This is a genomic window from Paraburkholderia sp. RL18-085-BIA-A, assembly GCF_046027075.1.
Taxonomy (GTDB): domain Bacteria; phylum Pseudomonadota; class Gammaproteobacteria; order Burkholderiales; family Burkholderiaceae; genus Paraburkholderia.
The window spans coordinates 59,970-76,496 of the sequence record NZ_JARESU010000037.1 but is presented as its reverse complement, the minus strand read 5'-3'; the positions used below and the strand labels follow the sequence as shown (position 1 = coordinate 76,496).

The following is a 16,527-nucleotide window of genomic DNA, read 5'->3' as shown; positions in this document are numbered from 1 at the left end:
CCCCCAAGGGGACTCCCTTCGGGGCGTCTTTGACGGGCGCAGGGGAAAGGCATGACGCCTCTTTTCGCAGATCCGTCCAACAGGATAACGGCCCGACCTCGAATGGACTGGAGGCGCGTGCAGCGTTGCGCTCGGCGCGTAGGCGCGCAAGCGTGATCCCGGCTGCGAGCATGAATGAGCCTTGCTACACTCGAAAGCCTTGAAGTCCATCCATCCACGCCGCCGACAAGAACCTCACCATGAAGCCAACCCTGCTGGTTTTGATCCACTTGAACGACGACAGCCGCGCCAGCATCGCGACGGCATTCGACATCGTGTACGCGCCCGATGTCCCGCAGCGTGACGCCGCGATCGCCGCGCACGGCGAGACGATCCGCGCCGTGTTGACCAACGGCACGACCGGCCTGAGCGCCGCGGAAATCGACCGGATGCCGCAGCTCGAACTGGTCGGCGCGTTGGGTGCAGGCTTTGAAAACCTCGCCGTCGACCATGCCCGTGCGCGCGCCATCGTTCTCGTCAACGGCGCGGGGACCAACGATCACTGCGTGGCCGATCATGCGTTCGCGTTGCTGCTCGCGGTCGTGCGCGATGTGCCGCAACTCGATCAGGCCACGCGCGCCGGCGTCTGGCGCGATGCGCTGCCGCTGCATCCGAACGTGTCGAACAAGCGTTTGGGGATCGTCGGGCTCGGCAATATCGGCGAGAAGGTCGCGCGGCGCGGCGCGGGCTTCGACATGGAGATCGGCTATCACAATCGCAAGCCGCGTGAAGACTCGCCGCTGCGCTACTTCGACAGCGCGGAAGCGCTCGCGCACTGGTGCGATTTTCTGGTGGTGTCGACGCCGGGTGGAGCCGGCACGCGGCATCTGATCGGCGAGCGCGTGCTCGCCGCGCTCGGTCCGCAGGGGTTCGTCGTCAACGTGTCGCGCGGCAGCGTGGTCGATACCGCTGCGTTGGCGCGGGCACTGACCGCGCGGACAATTGCCGGCGCGGCGCTGGATGTGTACGAAGGCGAGCCTCATCCGCCCGAGGCCTTGCTCGTGCTGCGCAACGTTGTGTTGTCGCCGCATGTGGGCGGCCGCTCGCCGGAGGCGATCACGGCCTCGGTCGACAACTTCATCAGCAACGCGAAGCGGCATTTCGCGGGCGAGTCGGTGTTGACGCCGATCTGACGCATGCGACCCACGCCGCGGGCGCGTTACTTCTCTTCGTCGCGCCCCGGCCGGGCGCCGATGTACTCGTACTCGTCGGTGTTGAGCCGCGAGACCCGCAACTCGACCGCGTTGCGGTGATACGAATAGGCGATGCGCCGGATCTCCAGCAAGGGCGCGCCGACTTCGACGCCGAGTTGCGCGCTCTCCAGCTCGTTCGCGAGCGCGACGCTCACGCGCTCATCGGTTTCGACCACGTTGATGCCGAAAACGTCCTGATAGAAGTTGTACAGCGTGTTCGGCCGGTTGCGCAGTTTCGCTTCGGTGAGGCCCGGAAAGTGCGCTTCCGGCACGGTGATGTGTTCGATCAGCACCGTCTTGCCATGCAGCGTGAGGCCGTTGACGAACTGAAATACGCGCGCGCCGGTCTCGATACCGAGCGCGGCCGACACTTCGCGCGAAGCCCGCGCCTTTTTGAAGTCGATCAGCGTGACGACCGGATAGGCCTTGTCGCCGTCGCGCCGCACGATCCGGAAGAAGCGGAAAAAATGACGGTCGCGCTGGTGCATCGACACGAAGGTGCCGAGGCCCTGATGGCGGATCAGGATGTTTTCAGCGCAGAGTTCGTCGATCGCTTTACGCAAGGTGCCGATGGACACGCCGAAGCGCTCGGCGAGCCGCTTCTCCGAAGGGATACATTCGCCGCCTTTCCATTCGCCGGCCGAGAGCGCGGCAAGGATCGCGCTCTTGACTTCCTTGTACCGCGTGCCGCCCAGCGCGGGCGGATTGATGGCGAGCGTGCTCATGAAAACCTCTGCAATGCGCGAGTCGCGCGACGCCGCTCGCTTAAGTTGGACCCGCCCCGATTTTAAACGACAAACTCATCTAGCACATCTAGATGAGATAGATTCTGTCGGTTCGTCGCGACAGGGCTTTGCCCATCCCGCATGCGCAAGAATCCCTTGTCCTCACGCCAAGAATTACTGGCTTTTCACGGGCGCGGGCGCGGCGCTAACCTGATGTTCAACCAGTCATTCCCCACAGAACAATCGGGCCATTACCCTATGCAGCCATCCGTCAGCGACATGCTGAACGTGCGCGTCTGGCGCGGAGCCGATGACGGCGCATTCGAGCCGTTCCAGGTGCCGCGCCGCGCGAGCCAGACCGTGCTGGACGTCGTCACGCACATTCAACGCAGTATCGACGCCACGCTGTCCTACCGTTTCGCATGCCGCGTCGGCATGTGCGGTTCCTGCGCGATGACGGTGAACGGCCGCGCGCGCTGGACCTGCCGCACGCACGTGGCAAAGGTGCTGCGAAGCCCGGGCGACGTGCTCGAAATCGCGCCGCTGAACCATCTGCCGATCGTCAAGGATCTGGCGGTGGACATGACCCAGTTCTTCGATAAATGGCGCGATGCGAAGGGCTTCTTCGCGGGCAACCGCGACCGCAGCGCGCCGCTCGAACGGATCGATCCCGCGTCGCCCGAACGGCGGGCGGTGGATGCGGGCATCGAGTGTATCGGCTGCGGCGTCTGCTATGCCAGTTGCGACGTGGTCGGCTGGAAGCCGGACTATCTCGGGCCGGCCGCGCTGAATCGCGCATGGACGCTCGTCAACGACGTGCGCGACGTGCAGCAGGGCGCCCGCCACGACGCGGTCGCCAATGACGCGGGCTGCCACTCGTGCCATACCCTCGGCTCCTGCACCGAGCGCTGCCCGAAAGCGCTCGCGCCGACCGCCGGCATCGCGGGCCTCAAACGCGCGGCGCGAGCGCAGCCCAAAGGAGGCGCGCGATGAAGCGGGCCTTTGACGCATGGTGGGTGCAACGCCTGTCCGCGATGGTGCTGACGCTGTGCGTCGCGATTCATCTGGCGACCATGGTCTGGGTCGTGCATGGCGGACTGCGCGCGGTGGATGTCATCGCGCGCCTGCACGGCAATCTCGCGTGGGCCATGTTTTACGCGATCTTCGTGATCGCGGCGGCGCTGCACGTGCCGGTGGGACTGCGCCGTATCGCCGACGAGTGGTTGAACTGGCGCGGCGCATGGGCGGCGCGCGCGAGCGTGCTGGTCGGCGTCGGGCTCGTGCTGGCGGGCCTGCGCGCGGTTTATGCATTGATTGCGGGCGTGCCGGCATGAATTCCACCACCTCTAGCTCTCATCCGCGCGCCGCGACTCCGGGTCGCAAGCTCGACTTGCGCGCGCGCAATCATCCCGCGTGGTGGGCTTTCCTCGTGCATCGGCTGTCCGGTCTCGCGCTGGCGTTTTTCCTGCCCGCCCATTTCTGGGCGCTCGGCATTGCGCTGAACGGCGCCGAGCGTTTCGAATCGTTCCTGGCCGTCACGCGCTCGCCGGGCTTCGTGTTCGCGGAGTGGGGGCTGGTCACGCTGCTCGCCGCGCATCTGATCGGCGGCGTGCGGCTGTTGCTGATCGAGTTCCGGCCGTGGAGCGGCTTGCGCAAGGATCTGATCGCGCTGACCGCGGGCGGCGCCTTCGTCATCGGTATGGCGTTTGCGCTTTCCCTGACCTTGTGAGCGCGCACGTTTGAAGAGGCCTCAATGGAAACAACGACGAGACACACGGCGGACTTTACCGTCGACTACGGGTTGATCGAGGAGATCGCCAGCACGCTGTACATCCGTTCGCTGAAGCAGCTGCCGCCGGACGTCAAGGAAGGCATTGCGAAGCTCGAGGCGGCCGAGCGCAACGAGACCGCGCGCCGCGTGCTCGGCACGATGCGGCAGAACATCGTGGTGGCCGAGCAGGCCGACAACCTGCTGTGCCAGGACACCGGCCTGCCGATCTACAACGTCACGCTCGGCGGGGGCGTGCGGTTCGACGGCATGCGCCTGAAGGCCGCGATCCGCAGCGGGTGTGCGCGCGCCACGCACGAGCATCCGTTGCGCTCGTCGGTCGTGCATCCGCTGACGCGTCATAACGAGCAGAATTCGTGCGGTGCCGGAGTGCCTGTGATCCACATCGATTTCGACGCGACACCGGGCACGCTGTCGATCGAAATGATCCCGAAGGGCAGCGGCTCGGAGAACAACTCGTTTCTGCGCATGGCGATTCCGGCTGAGGGCGTCGACGCGATCCGCCGCTTCGTGATCGACTGCGTGGTGGAGGCGGGCGGCAAGACCTGTCCGCCGACGATCGTCGGCGTGGGCGTCGGCGGCACGTCGGACCTGTGCGTTGCGCTCGCCAAGCGGGCGGCCACCCGGCCGCTCGGCACGCAGTGCGGCGACGAGCACGGCGCCGCATTGGAGCGGCAGATGTCGGCGGCGGTCAATCAACTGGGCGTCGGGCCGCAGGGCCTCGGCGGCGATGCGACCGCGTTCGCGGTGCACGTCGAACTGGCGGCCACGCACATCACGATGAACCCCGTCGCGGTGAACATGCAGTGCCATTCGGCGCGGCGTGCGCGCGCCACGCTGAGCGCACAGGGAGTCGAGTATGGCTATTGACACAGCGCTGCACGCGCCCATGAGCGGCACGCATCACACGCTCGACATGCCCGCGAGCGAAGCGCAGATCCGGGCGCTGCGAATCGGCGATACGCTCACGCTGAACCGCACGCTGTTCGGCATTCGCGACGCCACCCAGATTCATATGTTCGATCACGGCCGCGCCACGCGCTTCGATCTGCGCGGCCATGCGGTGATCCACACTGCGCCGAACGTGCGGCGCGTCGCTGTTTCGCCGCAACATCCGGCCGGCTACGAGCCAGTGTGCATCGGCACGACGACCTCGGCGCGCATGGAGCGCTTTACCGCGCCGCTGATGCGGACCTACGGCGTGCGCGCCGTGATCGGCAAGGGCGGGCTCGGAGCTGCGTCGAGCGCGGCGTTCGCGGAATTCGGCGGCGTCTACCTGGCGATCGTCGGCGGCACGGCGGCGCTCGAAACCACGTGGATCGAGCAGATCGAAGACGTCGATCTCGACGATCTCAATCCCGAGTCGCTGTGGCGTTTCCGGATCGACGGCTTCGGGCCGCTGCTGGTCGCGATGGACAGCCACGGCGGCAGCCTTTACACAGCAGTCCAACGGAACACGCGAACGCAGCGCGACGCGGTGCTCGCGTCGCTCGGCATTCGCGTTTGAAGCATTCGAGAGCGCACCGCGATGAAACAGTTCGATACCGACATCCTCATTCTGGGCAGCGGCGGCGCGGGCCTGTTCGCCGCGTTGCACGCGCAGGCCGCCGCGCCGCAGTTGCGCATCACCGTTGCCGTGAAAGGCCTTCTCGGCAAATGCGGTTGTACGCGCATGGTGCAAGGCGGCTACAACGTCGCGCTGGCGCCGGGCGATTCGGTCGAGCGGCACTTCATGGATACGATCGAAGGCGGCAAGTGGCTCTCAAATCAGGACCTCGCGTGGATGCTGGTGACGGGCGCGGTCGAGCGGATTCGCGAACTCGAAAACGAACTGGGCTGCTTCTTCGACCGCAACCCGGACGGGTCCGTGCGGCAGAAAGCATTCGCCGGGCAGACGTTCGATCGCACCGTGCACAAGGGCGACCAGACCGGCATCGAGATCATCAACCGGCTCGCGGAGCAGGTGTGGGCGCGCGGCATCGAACGGCTCGAAGAGCATCGCGCAGTGGAATTCATCCGCAGCCGCGACGGCGCAACGCTTGCCGGCGTGCTGATGATCGACATGCGCAGCGGCGAGTTCGTGTTCGTGCGAACCCGCGCCGTGCTGCTCGCGACCGGCGGCGGCCCGACCATGTACCGCTATCACACGCCGAGCGGCGACAAGAGTTGCGACGGCATGGCGATGGCGCTGCGCGCCGGCCTCTCGCTGCGCGACATGGAGATGGTGCAGTTTCATCCCACCGGGTTGCTGGCGGGCGCGGACACCCGCATGACAGGCACCGTGCTCGAAGAGGGCTTGCGCGGCGCGGGCGGCTACCTGCTCACCGGCGCGGGCGAGCGCTTCATGCAGGCATACGACCCGCGCGCGGAACGCGCGACCCGCGATGTGGTGTCGCGCAGCATCTTTCGCGAATTGCGCGCCGGGCACGCGACGCCGAACGGCGGTGTCTATCTGCAGATGCACCACCTCGGCGCGGACAGCGTGCGTCAGCGCTTCAAGGGTATGGTCGAGCGCTGCGCCGATTGCGGTTTCGATCTGGCGGGCGGCCTCGTCGAAGTGGTGCCGACCGCGCACTACATGATGGGCGGCGTCGAGTTCGACGCCCAGTGCGCGACCACGCTGCCGGGCCTGTTCGTCGCCGGCGAGGATGCGGGCGGCGTGCACGGCGCGAACCGGCTGGGCGGCAACGGCGTGGCGAATTCGACGGTGTTCGGCGGCATTGCGGGCGATACGCTGGCGGCCTGGGTGCCGCGCCACGGCTATTTCGCCACCGCCGACACGGACGCGATCAACGCCGCGATGGCGCGCTGCACCCGCCCTTTGCATCAGCCGCCGGGCGACCTCGAAGCGATCCGCGACGCGCTCGCCGAAGTGATGTGGAACGACGTCGGCATTCTGCGCGATGCTAAGGGGCTGGAGCGCGCGCGTCGCCAACTCGGCGAACTGGAGACGCAGCTCGAGCGCACCGGCATCGACGGACGCGACTTGCGCTTCAATCTCTCCTGGCACGACTGGATGAATCTGCGCAACCTGATCCTCGTGAGCCGCGCGATTACCGAATCCGCGCTGCTGCGGGAGAACTCGCGCGGTGCGCATTATCGCGGGGACTTTCCGGAAGCGGGCGATCTGGCGACCTCGGAATACATGTGTCTGCGCCTCGAAGGGGAGCACTTCGCCGCCAGCCGGCAGCGCGTTCAGTTCACGCGGGTGCGTCCGGGCGAATCGCTGCTCGAAGAGGAAAGCTCGGCGGTGTCGATGAAATGACGCTTGACCGCGTCCGTGAACGCCTCGCGCGGATGATTGCGCCGCTCGAGCAGACCGACCCGGCGCGGCGTGATGCGCTCGGGCAAGGGCGTCACCTGCAGCCCCGACTCGCGGGTCCAGTTTGCATTGGCGAGCAGCGGCACGATCGATACGCCGAAGCCGCGCCGCACCATTTCAGAGATCGCTTCGATCGAATTCAACTCCATGATTTCGTCGCGGGCCGTGCCGAGCTGGCGCAGCGCGTTGTCGACCAACACGCCGGTCCACGTGTGGCGGTCGAAGCGAATGAAGGGCTCTTCGAGCAGCGCGTCGATCGACGCGTGCGGCGCGCCCGCCGGCGAGATGAACACCATCGGCTCGCTGTACAGCACGGTCCATTTGAGCGCGGCCGGCAACGCGGACGGCGACTGCGCGACGATCGCCGCATCCAGTTCGCCGCTTTCCACGCGCGCGGCGAAGTCACTCGACAATCCCGTGAACAGCTTCAGATCGAGTCGCGCATAGCGCTGCTTGAGCTTGAGCATCGCGTCGGCGAACGCGCCCATCAGCGACGACACGAGCGCGCCCACGCGCACCGTGCCGGACAGTTCGCCCGCGTCGCCGGTCGCGAGAATCTGCCGGTAGTTGGCCACCAGCGTTTCCGCGAGCGGCAGCACCGCGCGGCCCTGCGCGCTGAGCGACACCGAACGCGCCGCGCGGTCGAACAGCACGAGGTCGAGATCGCGTTCCAGCGAACGCATCTGCAAGCCGACGGCGGCCTGCGTGAGACAGACTTCTTCAGCGGCGGCCGCGAACGAACCGTGCCGCGCCACCGACAGAAACGTCACGAAATAGCGGATTGCACTCACAACGGCTCCGGTTCGCTACTTCACTGCATGCCCCAGCGCTGCACCGTATGACGCTCCAGCACGCGGAAAATCAGGTTCTCGACCGCGAGTCCGATCAGGATCACCGTGAACAGGCCGGCGAACACATTGGCGATGTCGAGCAGATTCTTGTTCTCATAGATGAACCAGCCGAGTCCGCCCGACCCGGAGCTGACGCCGAACACCAGCTCGGCCGCGATCAACGTGCGCCACGCGAAGGCCCAGCCGATCTTCAGCCCGGTCAGGATGCTCGGGAACGCGGCGGGCACGAGAATCTGCCACACGTAGCGGCCGCCGCGCAGACCATAGTTGCGGCCGACCATCTTCAACGTGTTGCTCACCGACAGAAACCCCGAGTGCGTATTCAGCGCAACCGACCAGGTTACCGAATGCACCAGCACGAAGATCAGACTGCCGTTGCCGAGGCCGAACCAGATCAGCGCGAGCGGCAATAGCGCGATGGCGGGCAGCGGATTGAGCATGGAGGTCATCGTCTCCAGAAAATCCGTGCCGATGCGCGAGGTGATCGCCGCCGCCGTGAGCAGGGCCGCGAGCACGATCCCGCAGGCGTAGCCGATCAGCAGCACGTGGATCGACGCCCATGCCTTGCCCGGCAGTTCGCCGCTCGCGATGCTTTTGAAAAACGCCTCGATGGTCGCGCTGAAGGTCGGAAAGAGCAGCGGATTGTTCAGCACGCGGCCATAGATTTCCCACACGCCCGCGAGCAACAGCAAGATGATCAGCTTGCGGATCCATGCCTGGTTGTAGAGCCGCTCGAACGGCGACAACGGCTTTTCGACGACGCTGAACTCGCGGGTTTCCGCGGGCTCGCGGACCAACTCGGAGCGCCGCACGACCGCGGGCGCGTCGCGCTGACCGGAACCATCATGAGTAAGCATGTCAGACATTTTCCGCCCTCTCGATCTCGTCTTCGAACAGCATGTGCTGGATGCGCTTTTCGAGCGCTACAGCGGCTTGTGGCGTGCTCGCCGTTTCCAGTTCGGCCTTCACCTGGCCGGGGTGCGGCGAGAGCAGCAGAATGCGGCTGCCCACCTTGATCGCCTCGGGGATCGAGTGCGTGACGAACAGCACTGTGAAGCGCGTTTCCTCCCACAGAGCGAGCAGTTCGTCCTGCATCTTGCGCCGCGTGAGGGCGTCGAGCGCGGCGAACGGTTCGTCCATCAGCAGGATGTCGGGCTCCATCGCCATGCCGCGCGCAATCGCGACGCGCTGCTTCATGCCGCCCGACAGCGTGTGCGGATAGCTGTCGGCGAACGACGCAAGATTGACCTTCTCGATATAGTGCATCGCGCGCTCTTCGATCTCCTTGCCGTGCAGACGGTGCGATGCCTGCAGCGCGAACATCACGTTCTGCCGCACCGTTTTCCACGGCAGCAACTGATCAAATTCCTGGAACACCATCATCCGGTCGGGGCCCGGCCGCGTGACCGTCTTGCCCTTGAGCGAGATCGTGCCTTCGGTCGGCGCGAGATAGCCGCCGACGCTCTTCAGCAAGGTCGACTTGCCGCAGCCGGACGGACCGAGCAGCACGAAGCGGTCGCTTTTGAACACTTCGAAGTCGACGCGGTAGGTGGCCATCACGAGCGTCTTCGGCGTCTTGTACTGGAGCGTCACGCCGCGCACGGAGAGCAGCGGCGAGGTGTCGGGATAAGGCGAGGCCTGGGTCGCGGCGCGCATGTCAGCTTCCTTGCAGGGATTGAGCGGTGGGAAAGAACATGTCCTTCCACGAGTCCGGCTTCTTCTTGATGAGGCCGGTGCGCGCCATGAAGTCGGCGTATTTGATGGTGTTCTGCGGGACCGTGGTGAACGACACGTCGGGTGAACTGATCATTTTCTCGACCTCGTCGACGCTGCTCTTTTCCTTCGAGATGCGCAGGTACGCGACCGCGGCCGCGTGCTTGTCGTGATTGATCCACGCTTCCGATTCATTCAATGCGTCCATGAAGGCCTTCGTCAGCTTCGGGTTCTCCTGATAGAAGCGCCTCGTGCACCAGACGAGATTAAAACTCGACTTGCCGCCGAGCACGTCGTACGAATTGAGCACGGTATGCACGTTCTGCTTCTGCAACTCCTGCTCCTGGAACGGCGGTGAGCCGAAGTGCGCGGTGACCTCGCTGTTGCCGGACATCAGCGCCTGCTGCGCGTCGGGATGCGCGAGCGACACGGTGTACTTGTCGAGCTGCCCCTGGTTGCCCGCGCCGAATGCCTTTTCGGCGGCGATCTGCAACGTGATCGCCTGGATCGACACCTTGGCCGCCGGCAATGCGATCTTGTCCTGACCGGTGAAGTCCTTCAGCGTCTTCACTTTCGCGTTGGTCGTATTGAGCAGCAGGGGCATCGAATTGATCGCGGCCAGCGCCTTGACCTCGACGGGCGTGCCCGTGGTGCGCGACCACAGCAGCACGAGCGGCGCGACACCGCCGGAGGCGATCTGCAACGAATTGGAGAGCAGCGAGTCGTTCATCACGTTGCCGCCCGCGAATTCGACCCACGACACCTTCAGGTCCTTGATGCCCAACTGCGCGGCGTGTTTTTCGAAGAGCTTCTGGTCCTGCATGATCATCAGCGGCAGGTAGCTGACGCCGTATTGCCGGGCGATCTTCACCTCGCCGAGTTCGGCGTGCGCGGCGCCGGCGGCAAGCATGGCCGACAGTACGCAGCTCACGCCGATCGTTCGAAACAGTCTCTGCACGTTCATGGCTGGCACACCCTATGGTGGTGGAGCGCCGGTACGGCGCGCGTGGGGAAAGATCGGGCGAAATCGGAGCGGGTTGCGGCTGGTGCGCGGCTTAGTGCGCCAGCGTGGGCGCGCGCGCCTCCATGAATGGCCGGGGCTGCGGCGCGGGCGCGAACAACGCGTGCGGCGTGAAGAGTGGGGCAAACGTCATGCGTGTCTCCAGTGGCCGGTGGTGCGTCTTGCGCGCACGGGCGCCGGCATGCGTTCAGCTTTTTTCCGATCCCGCGGGAACCTCGTCGCGGTCCATCGAGGTAATCGGTGTTATTTAGGTCATCTGTATGAGTGTGGAGTCTAGGCGATGATGTATGCGAAATCAAACTCGGGGAAACGCGACATCGCACACCGTGCTTGCCGAAGCGGCGCAAAGCGGCTCCGGCGGGGCCCGCGCAGCGCGCGAGCGGTGCGGCAATAGTGGAAAACACTCTTCTAACACATATAGATGACCTAGTTGACATCCGCAAAACCGCCGCCTAATATCAATTCACCGCAGATCAATTCACCCGCAGCGCGTTCGAGCGCGTTGCCCCGGCGGCACCCCACCGCATTCAACACACGAACGGAGACGCGAATGAACAATCCCACGGCAGACATCAACAGCACCCCCGCAACGGGTGCGGCGCCCGAACGCAAAACGATCCACATCGTTCTGCACGAGGCGAAGGACACGGTCGGCGTGGCGGTCGTCGAGGGCATCAAGGCGGGCACGCAACTGAACGCATGGATCATGGACGACGACGAGATCGTGAGCTTCCCGGCGAAGCAGGACATTCCGATCGGTCACAAGGTGGCGCTCAAGGACATGGCAGTGGGCGACACGGTGTTCAAGTACGGCGTGGACATCGGCAAGGTGGTCGCGCCGATCAAGGCCGGCGAGCACGCCCACGTGCACAACATCAAGACGAAACGCTGGTAAGCGGCGTTGCCGCGCAACGCTGCGAGCACTAACACTTCCCGGAATCGAGCCGCACCAACCCGAACGAGAGAGACACCATGAGCGTGATTGACCTGGATACGACTTTCCGCGGCTATCGTCGCGACAATGGCCGCGTGGGCGTACGCAACCACGTGATCATCCTGCCGGTAGACGATTTGTCGAACGCCGCGGCGCAAGCGGTCGAACACAACATCAAGGGCACCATGGCATTGCCGCATCCGTATGGACGGCTGCAATTCGGCGCCGATCTGGACCTGCACTTCCGCACGCTGATCGGCGCGGGTAGCAACCCGAACGTCGCGGCGGTGATCGTGATCGGCATCGAGGAAGGCTGGACCAAGCGCGTGGTCGACGGCATTGCGAAAACCGGCAAACCGGTGATGGGCTTCGGCATCGAACTGCACGGCGATCACGACACGATCATGCGGGCGTCGAAAGCGGCGAGAGAAATGGTGCAGTACGCCACCTCGCTCGATCGCGAGGAATGTCCGATCTCGGAGCTGTGGGTGTCGACCAAATGCGGCGAGTCGGACACCACGTCGGGCTGCGGCGCCAATCCGACCGTCGGCAATGCGTTCGACAAACTGTACGGCCTCGGCACCACGCTGGTGTTCGGCGAGACTTCGGAGCTGACCGGCGGCGAGCAGATCGTCGCCGCGCGCTGCGCGAACGACGGTGTGCGCGAGCGTTTCCAGTTCATGTTCGACCGCTATCAGGAGATGATCAACCGCTGGAAAACGGACGACCTGTCCGAGTCGCAGCCGACCAAGGGCAACATCGCGGGCGGCCTGACCACCATAGAAGAGAAAGCGCTCGGCAACATCCAGAAGATCGGCAAGAAGTGCATGGTGGACGGCGTGCTGGACAAAGCCGAGGAGCCGACGCACGCCGGGCTGTGGTTCATGGACTCGTCGTCCGCTGCCGCCGAGATGGTGACGCTGTGCGCGGCATCGGGCTTCGCGGTGCATTTCTTCCCGACGGGCCAGGGCAATGTGATCGGCAATCCGATCGTGCCGGTCATCAAGATCTGTGCGAATCCGCGCACGGTCCGCACGATGGGCGAGCATATCGACGTGGACGTGACCGGCATCCTGCAGCGCGAGCAGAATCTCGACCAGAGCGGCGACAAGCTGCTCGAATGCATGATGGCCACGATCAACGGCCGCTTCACCGCGGCCGAAGTGCTCGGCCATCGCGAGTTCGTGCTGACGCGCCTGTTCGAAAGCGCCTGATCGCTGCGGTTGAACCGCTCCGCTCAACGGCAAGCCGATTTGGCAAGCTCGCCGGCCACGAACGGAGCGGCCCCCACATTCCCGGCGCACGCCGGCACGGAGACTGGCCGCGAAGCCGCCCCGTGCCGGCATTTCAGGCGGCAGCGGCGCCGGCTCGACATCTGGCAGCAGCGAGTGGAGGAGACACCATCTTGCGCGTGCTCAAACATCTCTACGTGCAGGTCCTGATCGGACTTGCGGCCGGTATTCTCGTCGGTTACCTCGCGCCCGCGTTCGGCGTCGAAATGAAGCCGCTCGGCGATACCTTCATCCGCCTCATCAAAATGCTGATCACGCTCGTGATCTTCTGCACGGTCTCGGTCGGCATCGCGCGAATGGAAAGCCTGAAGCAGGTCGGCCGCGTCGGCTTCAAGACGCTGCTCTACTTCGAGGTCGTGACCACCATCGCGCTCGTGCTTGGCCTCGTCGTCGCGAACGTGCTGCGTCCGGGCGAGGGACTCAACATCGATCCCGCTTCGCTCGACACGCACGCCATGTCGCATTACGTGGCGGATGCGCACGTGTCGTCGTCGGGCTTCATCGACATGATCGTGCCGAACTCGGTCGTCGGCGCGTTCGCGCGCGGCGATCTGTTGCAGGTGCTGCTGTTCTCCGTGCTGTTCGGTATCGCGTTGTCGATCATGTCGCAGCGCAGCCGGCTGCTGATGCGGAGCATCGAACAGTTCGGCGACACGCTGATGCGCATCGTCGAGATGATCATGCGGCTCGCGCCGCTCGGCGCGTTCGGCGCGATTGCGTTCACGGTCGGCAAATACGGCATCGGCACGTTGCAGCAGCTCGGTCTGCTGATTCTGTGCTTCTACATCACCAGCGTCCTGTTCATCGCGATCGTGCTCGGCGCGGCGGCGCGCTGGGCCGGCGTGGGGCTGTGGCCGCTGCTGCGCTACTTCCGCGAGGAACTGCTGATCGTGCTGGGCACTTCCACCACGGAATCCGTGCTGCCGCGCCTGATGGAGAAGCTCGAACGCATGGGTTGCCCGCGAGCGATCGTCGGACTCGTGCTGCCCACCGGCTATTCGTTCAATCTCGACGGCGCGGCGATCTATCTGACGATGACCTCGCTGTTCATCGCGCAGGCCACCAACACACACCTGACGCTGATGCAGCAGGTCGGGCTGCTGGCGATCCTGATGCTGACGTCCAAAGGCGGCGCGGGCGTGGCGGGCGCGGCGCTGGTCGCGTTGACCGCCACGCTGTCGACGCACAACATCATTCCGGTGGCGGGCATCACGCTGATTCTCGGCGTCGACCGCGTGCTCAACGAAGTCCGCGCGCTGACCAACATGATCGGCAACGTGGTGGCGACGCTGGTGGTCGCGCGCTGGGAAGGCGCATTCGACGCGCGGGCGGCGCGCGAATTTCTCGCCGCGCCGCGTGAAGTTCAGGCTCAGGCGGCGCTGCGGCCGCCTCAAGCCAGGCCGCAGACGGCTCAACCGGGTCTCGACGAAGCGCGCCGAAACACGGCGGGCGCCACGTTGCTGGAAAAGGCGGCCAAATGACGAATATCGCGAAGAAGATCGTCATCAGCGAGTTCATGGACGAGGCGGCCGTTGACACGCTGCGGCAACGCTTTAACGTGCGCTTCGATCCCGCGCTGTTCGAACAGTCTGAGCGGCTCGCCGCCGAACTGGCCGACGCTCACGCGCTGATCGTGAGAAACCGCACGCAGGTATCGGCGGCGCTGCTTGCCGCTGGCCCGAAGCTCAGTGTGGTCGGGCGGCTCGGGGTCGGTCTCGACAATCTCGACCTGACCGCCTGCGCCGCGCGCAACGTGGCCGTGTTTCCGGCGACAGGCGCGAATGCGCAAGCCGTCGCCGAATACGTGATCGCCACCGCGCTCGTGTTGCTGCGCGGCGCGTATCTGCGCAGCGCCGATGTCGCGGCGGGCGCCTGGCCGCGCGAGGCTTTGTCCAGCGGACGCGAAGCCGCTGGCAGCGTGCTGGCGGTGATCGGCTTCGGCGGAATCGGGCAGCGGGTCGCCGGACTGGCGCGCGCGCTCGGTATGACCGTGGTCGGCTACGATCCGCAACAACCCGCCGCCGCGCCGTGCTGGAGCAGCACTGGCGCACGCGCGATGGCGCTGGACGACGCGCTGGCCGTAGCCGATGTCGTCACGCTGCACGTGCCGCTCTGCGAGGCGACGCGCAACCTGCTCGATAGCGAACGTATCGGACGGCTCAAGCGCGGCGCCATCGTAATCAACACGGCGCGCGGCGGCACGCTCGACGAGCGCGCTCTCGCCGCCGCGTTGCGCGAAGAGCGCCTGGCGGGCGCCGCACTCGATGTTTTCGCGGACGAGCCGTTGCGCCGCGGCTCGCCGCTTGCCGACACGCCGAACCTGATTCTCACGCCGCATATCGCCGGGTTGACGAGGCAAGCCAACGAGCGCGTGAGTTCGCTGGTCGCTCAGCGGGTGGCCGCCGCGTTGATGGATGCCGCGCCGGACGTGATGCAGAGTGCCGTGCCAAACTGATGCCCGCCTGAACCAACCCAACCCGAGGAATGATCGATGGCCCGACTGCTTCCCGACGCGCTCACCCTGCTTGCCGCCGGCTCACTGCGCCACGCGGGCGCGTTGCCGGCGACCGCCGAATCGACGGCGCGGGCGCTCGTCTATGCCGACCTGCGCGGTTTGTCGTCCCACGGCGTGTCGCGCCTGCCGATGTATTGCGCGCAGTTGCGCAATCGCCGCGTCGATCCCGCCGCGCAAGCCGTCGTCGTGGCGGACCGCGGCGCGACGGTGTTGATCGACGCCGCGGACGGCCTCGCGTATCCGGCCTGCGATCTCGCGGTGTCGACGTTGATCGAACGGGCGCGGCAATTCGGCAGCGCGGTGGCGGGCGTGAAGCGTAGCCATCACTTCGGCGTGGGCGCGGCGCATCTGGCCGCGCTCGGCGCGGCCCGCATGGTCGCGCTCGCGTTCAGCAATTCGCCGGCGGCGATGCCGGCGTGGGGCGGCCGGCGCGCGCTGTTCGGCACCAACCCGATCGCCGCCGTGTTCCCGCGGCGCAACGGCGAGCCGCTCGTGATCGACCTCGCGCTGTCGCAGATCGCGCGCGGCAAGATTGCGCTGGCCGCGCGTGACGGCAAGCCGATCCCCGAAGGCTGGGCGACCACCCGCGACGGCCAGCCGACCACCGATGCCCGCGCGGCGCTCGACGGCATGATGCTGCCGTTCGGCGGCGCGAAGGGGGCGATGCTCGCGCTGATCGTCGAGTTGCTGGCCGCGGCGCTGACCGGCGCGAACTTCGGCTACGAAGCGGGCTCGTTCCTGACCGAGGAGGGCGAGCGCTCGCGCATCGGCCATCTGTTCTGGGCGATCGATCCGGCCGCGCTCGCCGGCGACGATGCCTATCTGTCGCGCGTGGAAGCGTTGATCGAGATGATGCTTGAGGACGACGACGTGCGCCTGCCGGGCTATCGACGCGAAAGCCTCGCGCGGACGGCGCAGCAAGAGGGCGTCGAGATTCCGGACGCGCTGATCGCGCAACTGTCGGGACGCGATTGAAGGCGCGCGGCTCGAAAACCGCTGGTCGAAAAAGAGTCCAACTGAAAGCCACGTAGAAACTATCGGCACCGCCGATAGTTTCTCTCGCGAATCGCGATTTTTCTTCTGACGCCAGTGCGCATAGGATGGTCGACACAGCATCCCGCTTCGACATCCTC

General features: G+C 65.7%; 17 protein-coding genes. 12 read left to right on the top strand and 5 right to left on the bottom strand.

What is annotated here, in order from left to right; genetic code table 11:
- Positions 1-239: 239 nt before the first annotated feature.
- Positions 240-1,172, top strand: coding sequence for a 2-hydroxyacid dehydrogenase (locus P0D89_RS24300; RefSeq protein WP_408361989.1), 933 nt, complete (start codon positions 240-242; stop codon positions 1,170-1,172).
- Positions 1,173-1,198: 26 nt separating this feature from the next.
- Here the strand turns inward: P0D89_RS24300 and P0D89_RS24295 are convergent, their stop codons facing one another.
- The gene (locus P0D89_RS24295; protein WP_408361988.1) at positions 1,199-1,957 is read right to left on the bottom strand and encodes a GntR family transcriptional regulator; all 759 of its coding nucleotides are present in this window, start codon (positions 1,955-1,957) and stop codon (positions 1,199-1,201) included.
- 258 nt (positions 1,958-2,215) lie between these two features.
- On the opposite strand from P0D89_RS24295, the gene P0D89_RS24290 reads away from it, so the two are divergent.
- The 6 genes from P0D89_RS24290 to P0D89_RS24265 are packed head-to-tail and all read left to right on the top strand — an operon-like array spanning position 2,216 to position 7,011.
- Positions 2,216-2,950 (top strand): succinate dehydrogenase/fumarate reductase iron-sulfur subunit, encoded by a 735-nt coding sequence (locus P0D89_RS24290; protein WP_408361987.1) that lies wholly within the window; start codon positions 2,216-2,218, stop codon positions 2,948-2,950.
- Positions 2,947-3,291, top strand: a complete 345-nt coding sequence (locus P0D89_RS24285; protein WP_408361986.1) for a succinate dehydrogenase/fumarate reductase transmembrane subunit — start codon at positions 2,947-2,949, stop codon at positions 3,289-3,291. The genes P0D89_RS24290 and P0D89_RS24285 overlap by 4 nt, the downstream gene beginning before the upstream one ends.
- Positions 3,288-3,686 carry a succinate dehydrogenase, cytochrome b556 subunit gene (gene sdhC, locus P0D89_RS24280; protein WP_408361985.1) on the top strand — a complete coding sequence of 133 codons (399 nt, stop codon included), beginning with the start codon at positions 3,288-3,290 and terminating at the stop codon, positions 3,684-3,686. The genes P0D89_RS24285 and sdhC overlap by 4 nt, the downstream gene beginning before the upstream one ends.
- Before the next feature lie 24 nt (positions 3,687-3,710).
- A complete protein-coding gene (locus tag P0D89_RS24275; protein WP_408361984.1) occupies positions 3,711-4,616 on the top strand; it encodes a fumarate hydratase in 906 nt (301 codons plus the stop codon).
- Entirely contained in the window at positions 4,606-5,253 is a 648-nt protein-coding gene (locus P0D89_RS24270) for a fumarate hydratase C-terminal domain-containing protein (protein WP_408361983.1), read from the top strand. Before P0D89_RS24275 ends, P0D89_RS24270 begins: the two co-directional genes overlap by 11 nt.
- A 21-nt stretch (positions 5,254-5,274) precedes the next feature.
- On the top strand, positions 5,275-7,011 hold the full coding sequence (locus tag P0D89_RS24265; protein ID WP_408361982.1) for an L-aspartate oxidase: 1,737 nt from the start codon (positions 5,275-5,277) through the stop codon (positions 7,009-7,011).
- Here the strand turns inward: P0D89_RS24265 and P0D89_RS24260 are convergent.
- Genes P0D89_RS24260 through P0D89_RS24245 form a run of 4 tightly spaced genes read right to left on the bottom strand, consistent with a single transcriptional unit; the run spans position 6,942 to position 10,596 of the window.
- Entirely contained in the window at positions 6,942-7,859 is a 918-nt protein-coding gene (locus tag P0D89_RS24260) for a LysR substrate-binding domain-containing protein (protein WP_408361981.1), read from the bottom strand. The two genes, P0D89_RS24265 and P0D89_RS24260, sit on opposite strands and share 70 nt — an antisense overlap.
- 20 nt (positions 7,860-7,879) lie before the next feature.
- The gene (locus P0D89_RS24255) at positions 7,880-8,785 is read right to left on the bottom strand and encodes an ABC transporter permease (protein WP_408361980.1); all 906 of its coding nucleotides are present in this window, start codon (positions 8,783-8,785) and stop codon (positions 7,880-7,882) included.
- Complete coding sequence (locus P0D89_RS24250) at positions 8,778-9,575, bottom strand: ABC transporter ATP-binding protein (protein WP_408361979.1); 798 nt, start codon at positions 9,573-9,575, stop codon at positions 8,778-8,780. The genes P0D89_RS24255 and P0D89_RS24250 overlap by 8 nt, the downstream gene beginning before the upstream one ends.
- 1 nt (position 9,576) lies before the next feature.
- The gene (locus P0D89_RS24245) at positions 9,577-10,596 is read right to left on the bottom strand and encodes an ABC transporter substrate-binding protein (protein WP_408377378.1); all 1,020 of its coding nucleotides are present in this window, start codon (positions 10,594-10,596) and stop codon (positions 9,577-9,579) included.
- 607 nt (positions 10,597-11,203) lie between these two features.
- On the opposite strand from P0D89_RS24245, the gene P0D89_RS24240 reads away from it, so the two are divergent.
- The 5 genes from P0D89_RS24240 to P0D89_RS24220 all read left to right on the top strand — a co-directional run bounded on the left by P0D89_RS24240 (position 11,204) and on the right by P0D89_RS24220 (position 16,369).
- A complete protein-coding gene (locus P0D89_RS24240; protein WP_408361977.1) occupies positions 11,204-11,548 on the top strand; it encodes a UxaA family hydrolase in 345 nt (114 codons plus the stop codon).
- Between the two features lie 77 nt (positions 11,549-11,625).
- On the top strand, positions 11,626-12,801 hold the full coding sequence (locus P0D89_RS24235; RefSeq protein ID WP_408361976.1) for a UxaA family hydrolase: 1,176 nt from the start codon (positions 11,626-11,628) through the stop codon (positions 12,799-12,801).
- Positions 12,802-12,992: 191 nt separating this feature from the next.
- Positions 12,993-14,360 carry a C4-dicarboxylate transporter DctA gene (gene dctA / locus P0D89_RS24230; RefSeq protein ID WP_408361975.1) on the top strand — a complete coding sequence of 456 codons (1,368 nt, stop codon included), beginning with the start codon at positions 12,993-12,995 and terminating at the stop codon, positions 14,358-14,360.
- Complete coding sequence (locus P0D89_RS24225; protein ID WP_408361974.1) at positions 14,357-15,334, top strand: hydroxyacid dehydrogenase; 978 nt, start codon at positions 14,357-14,359, stop codon at positions 15,332-15,334. Before dctA ends, P0D89_RS24225 begins: the two co-directional genes overlap by 4 nt.
- Before the next feature lie 36 nt (positions 15,335-15,370).
- On the top strand, positions 15,371-16,369 hold the full coding sequence (locus P0D89_RS24220) for an Ldh family oxidoreductase (RefSeq protein WP_408361973.1): 999 nt from the start codon (positions 15,371-15,373) through the stop codon (positions 16,367-16,369).
- The last annotated feature ends 158 nt before the right edge of the window (positions 16,370-16,527 follow it).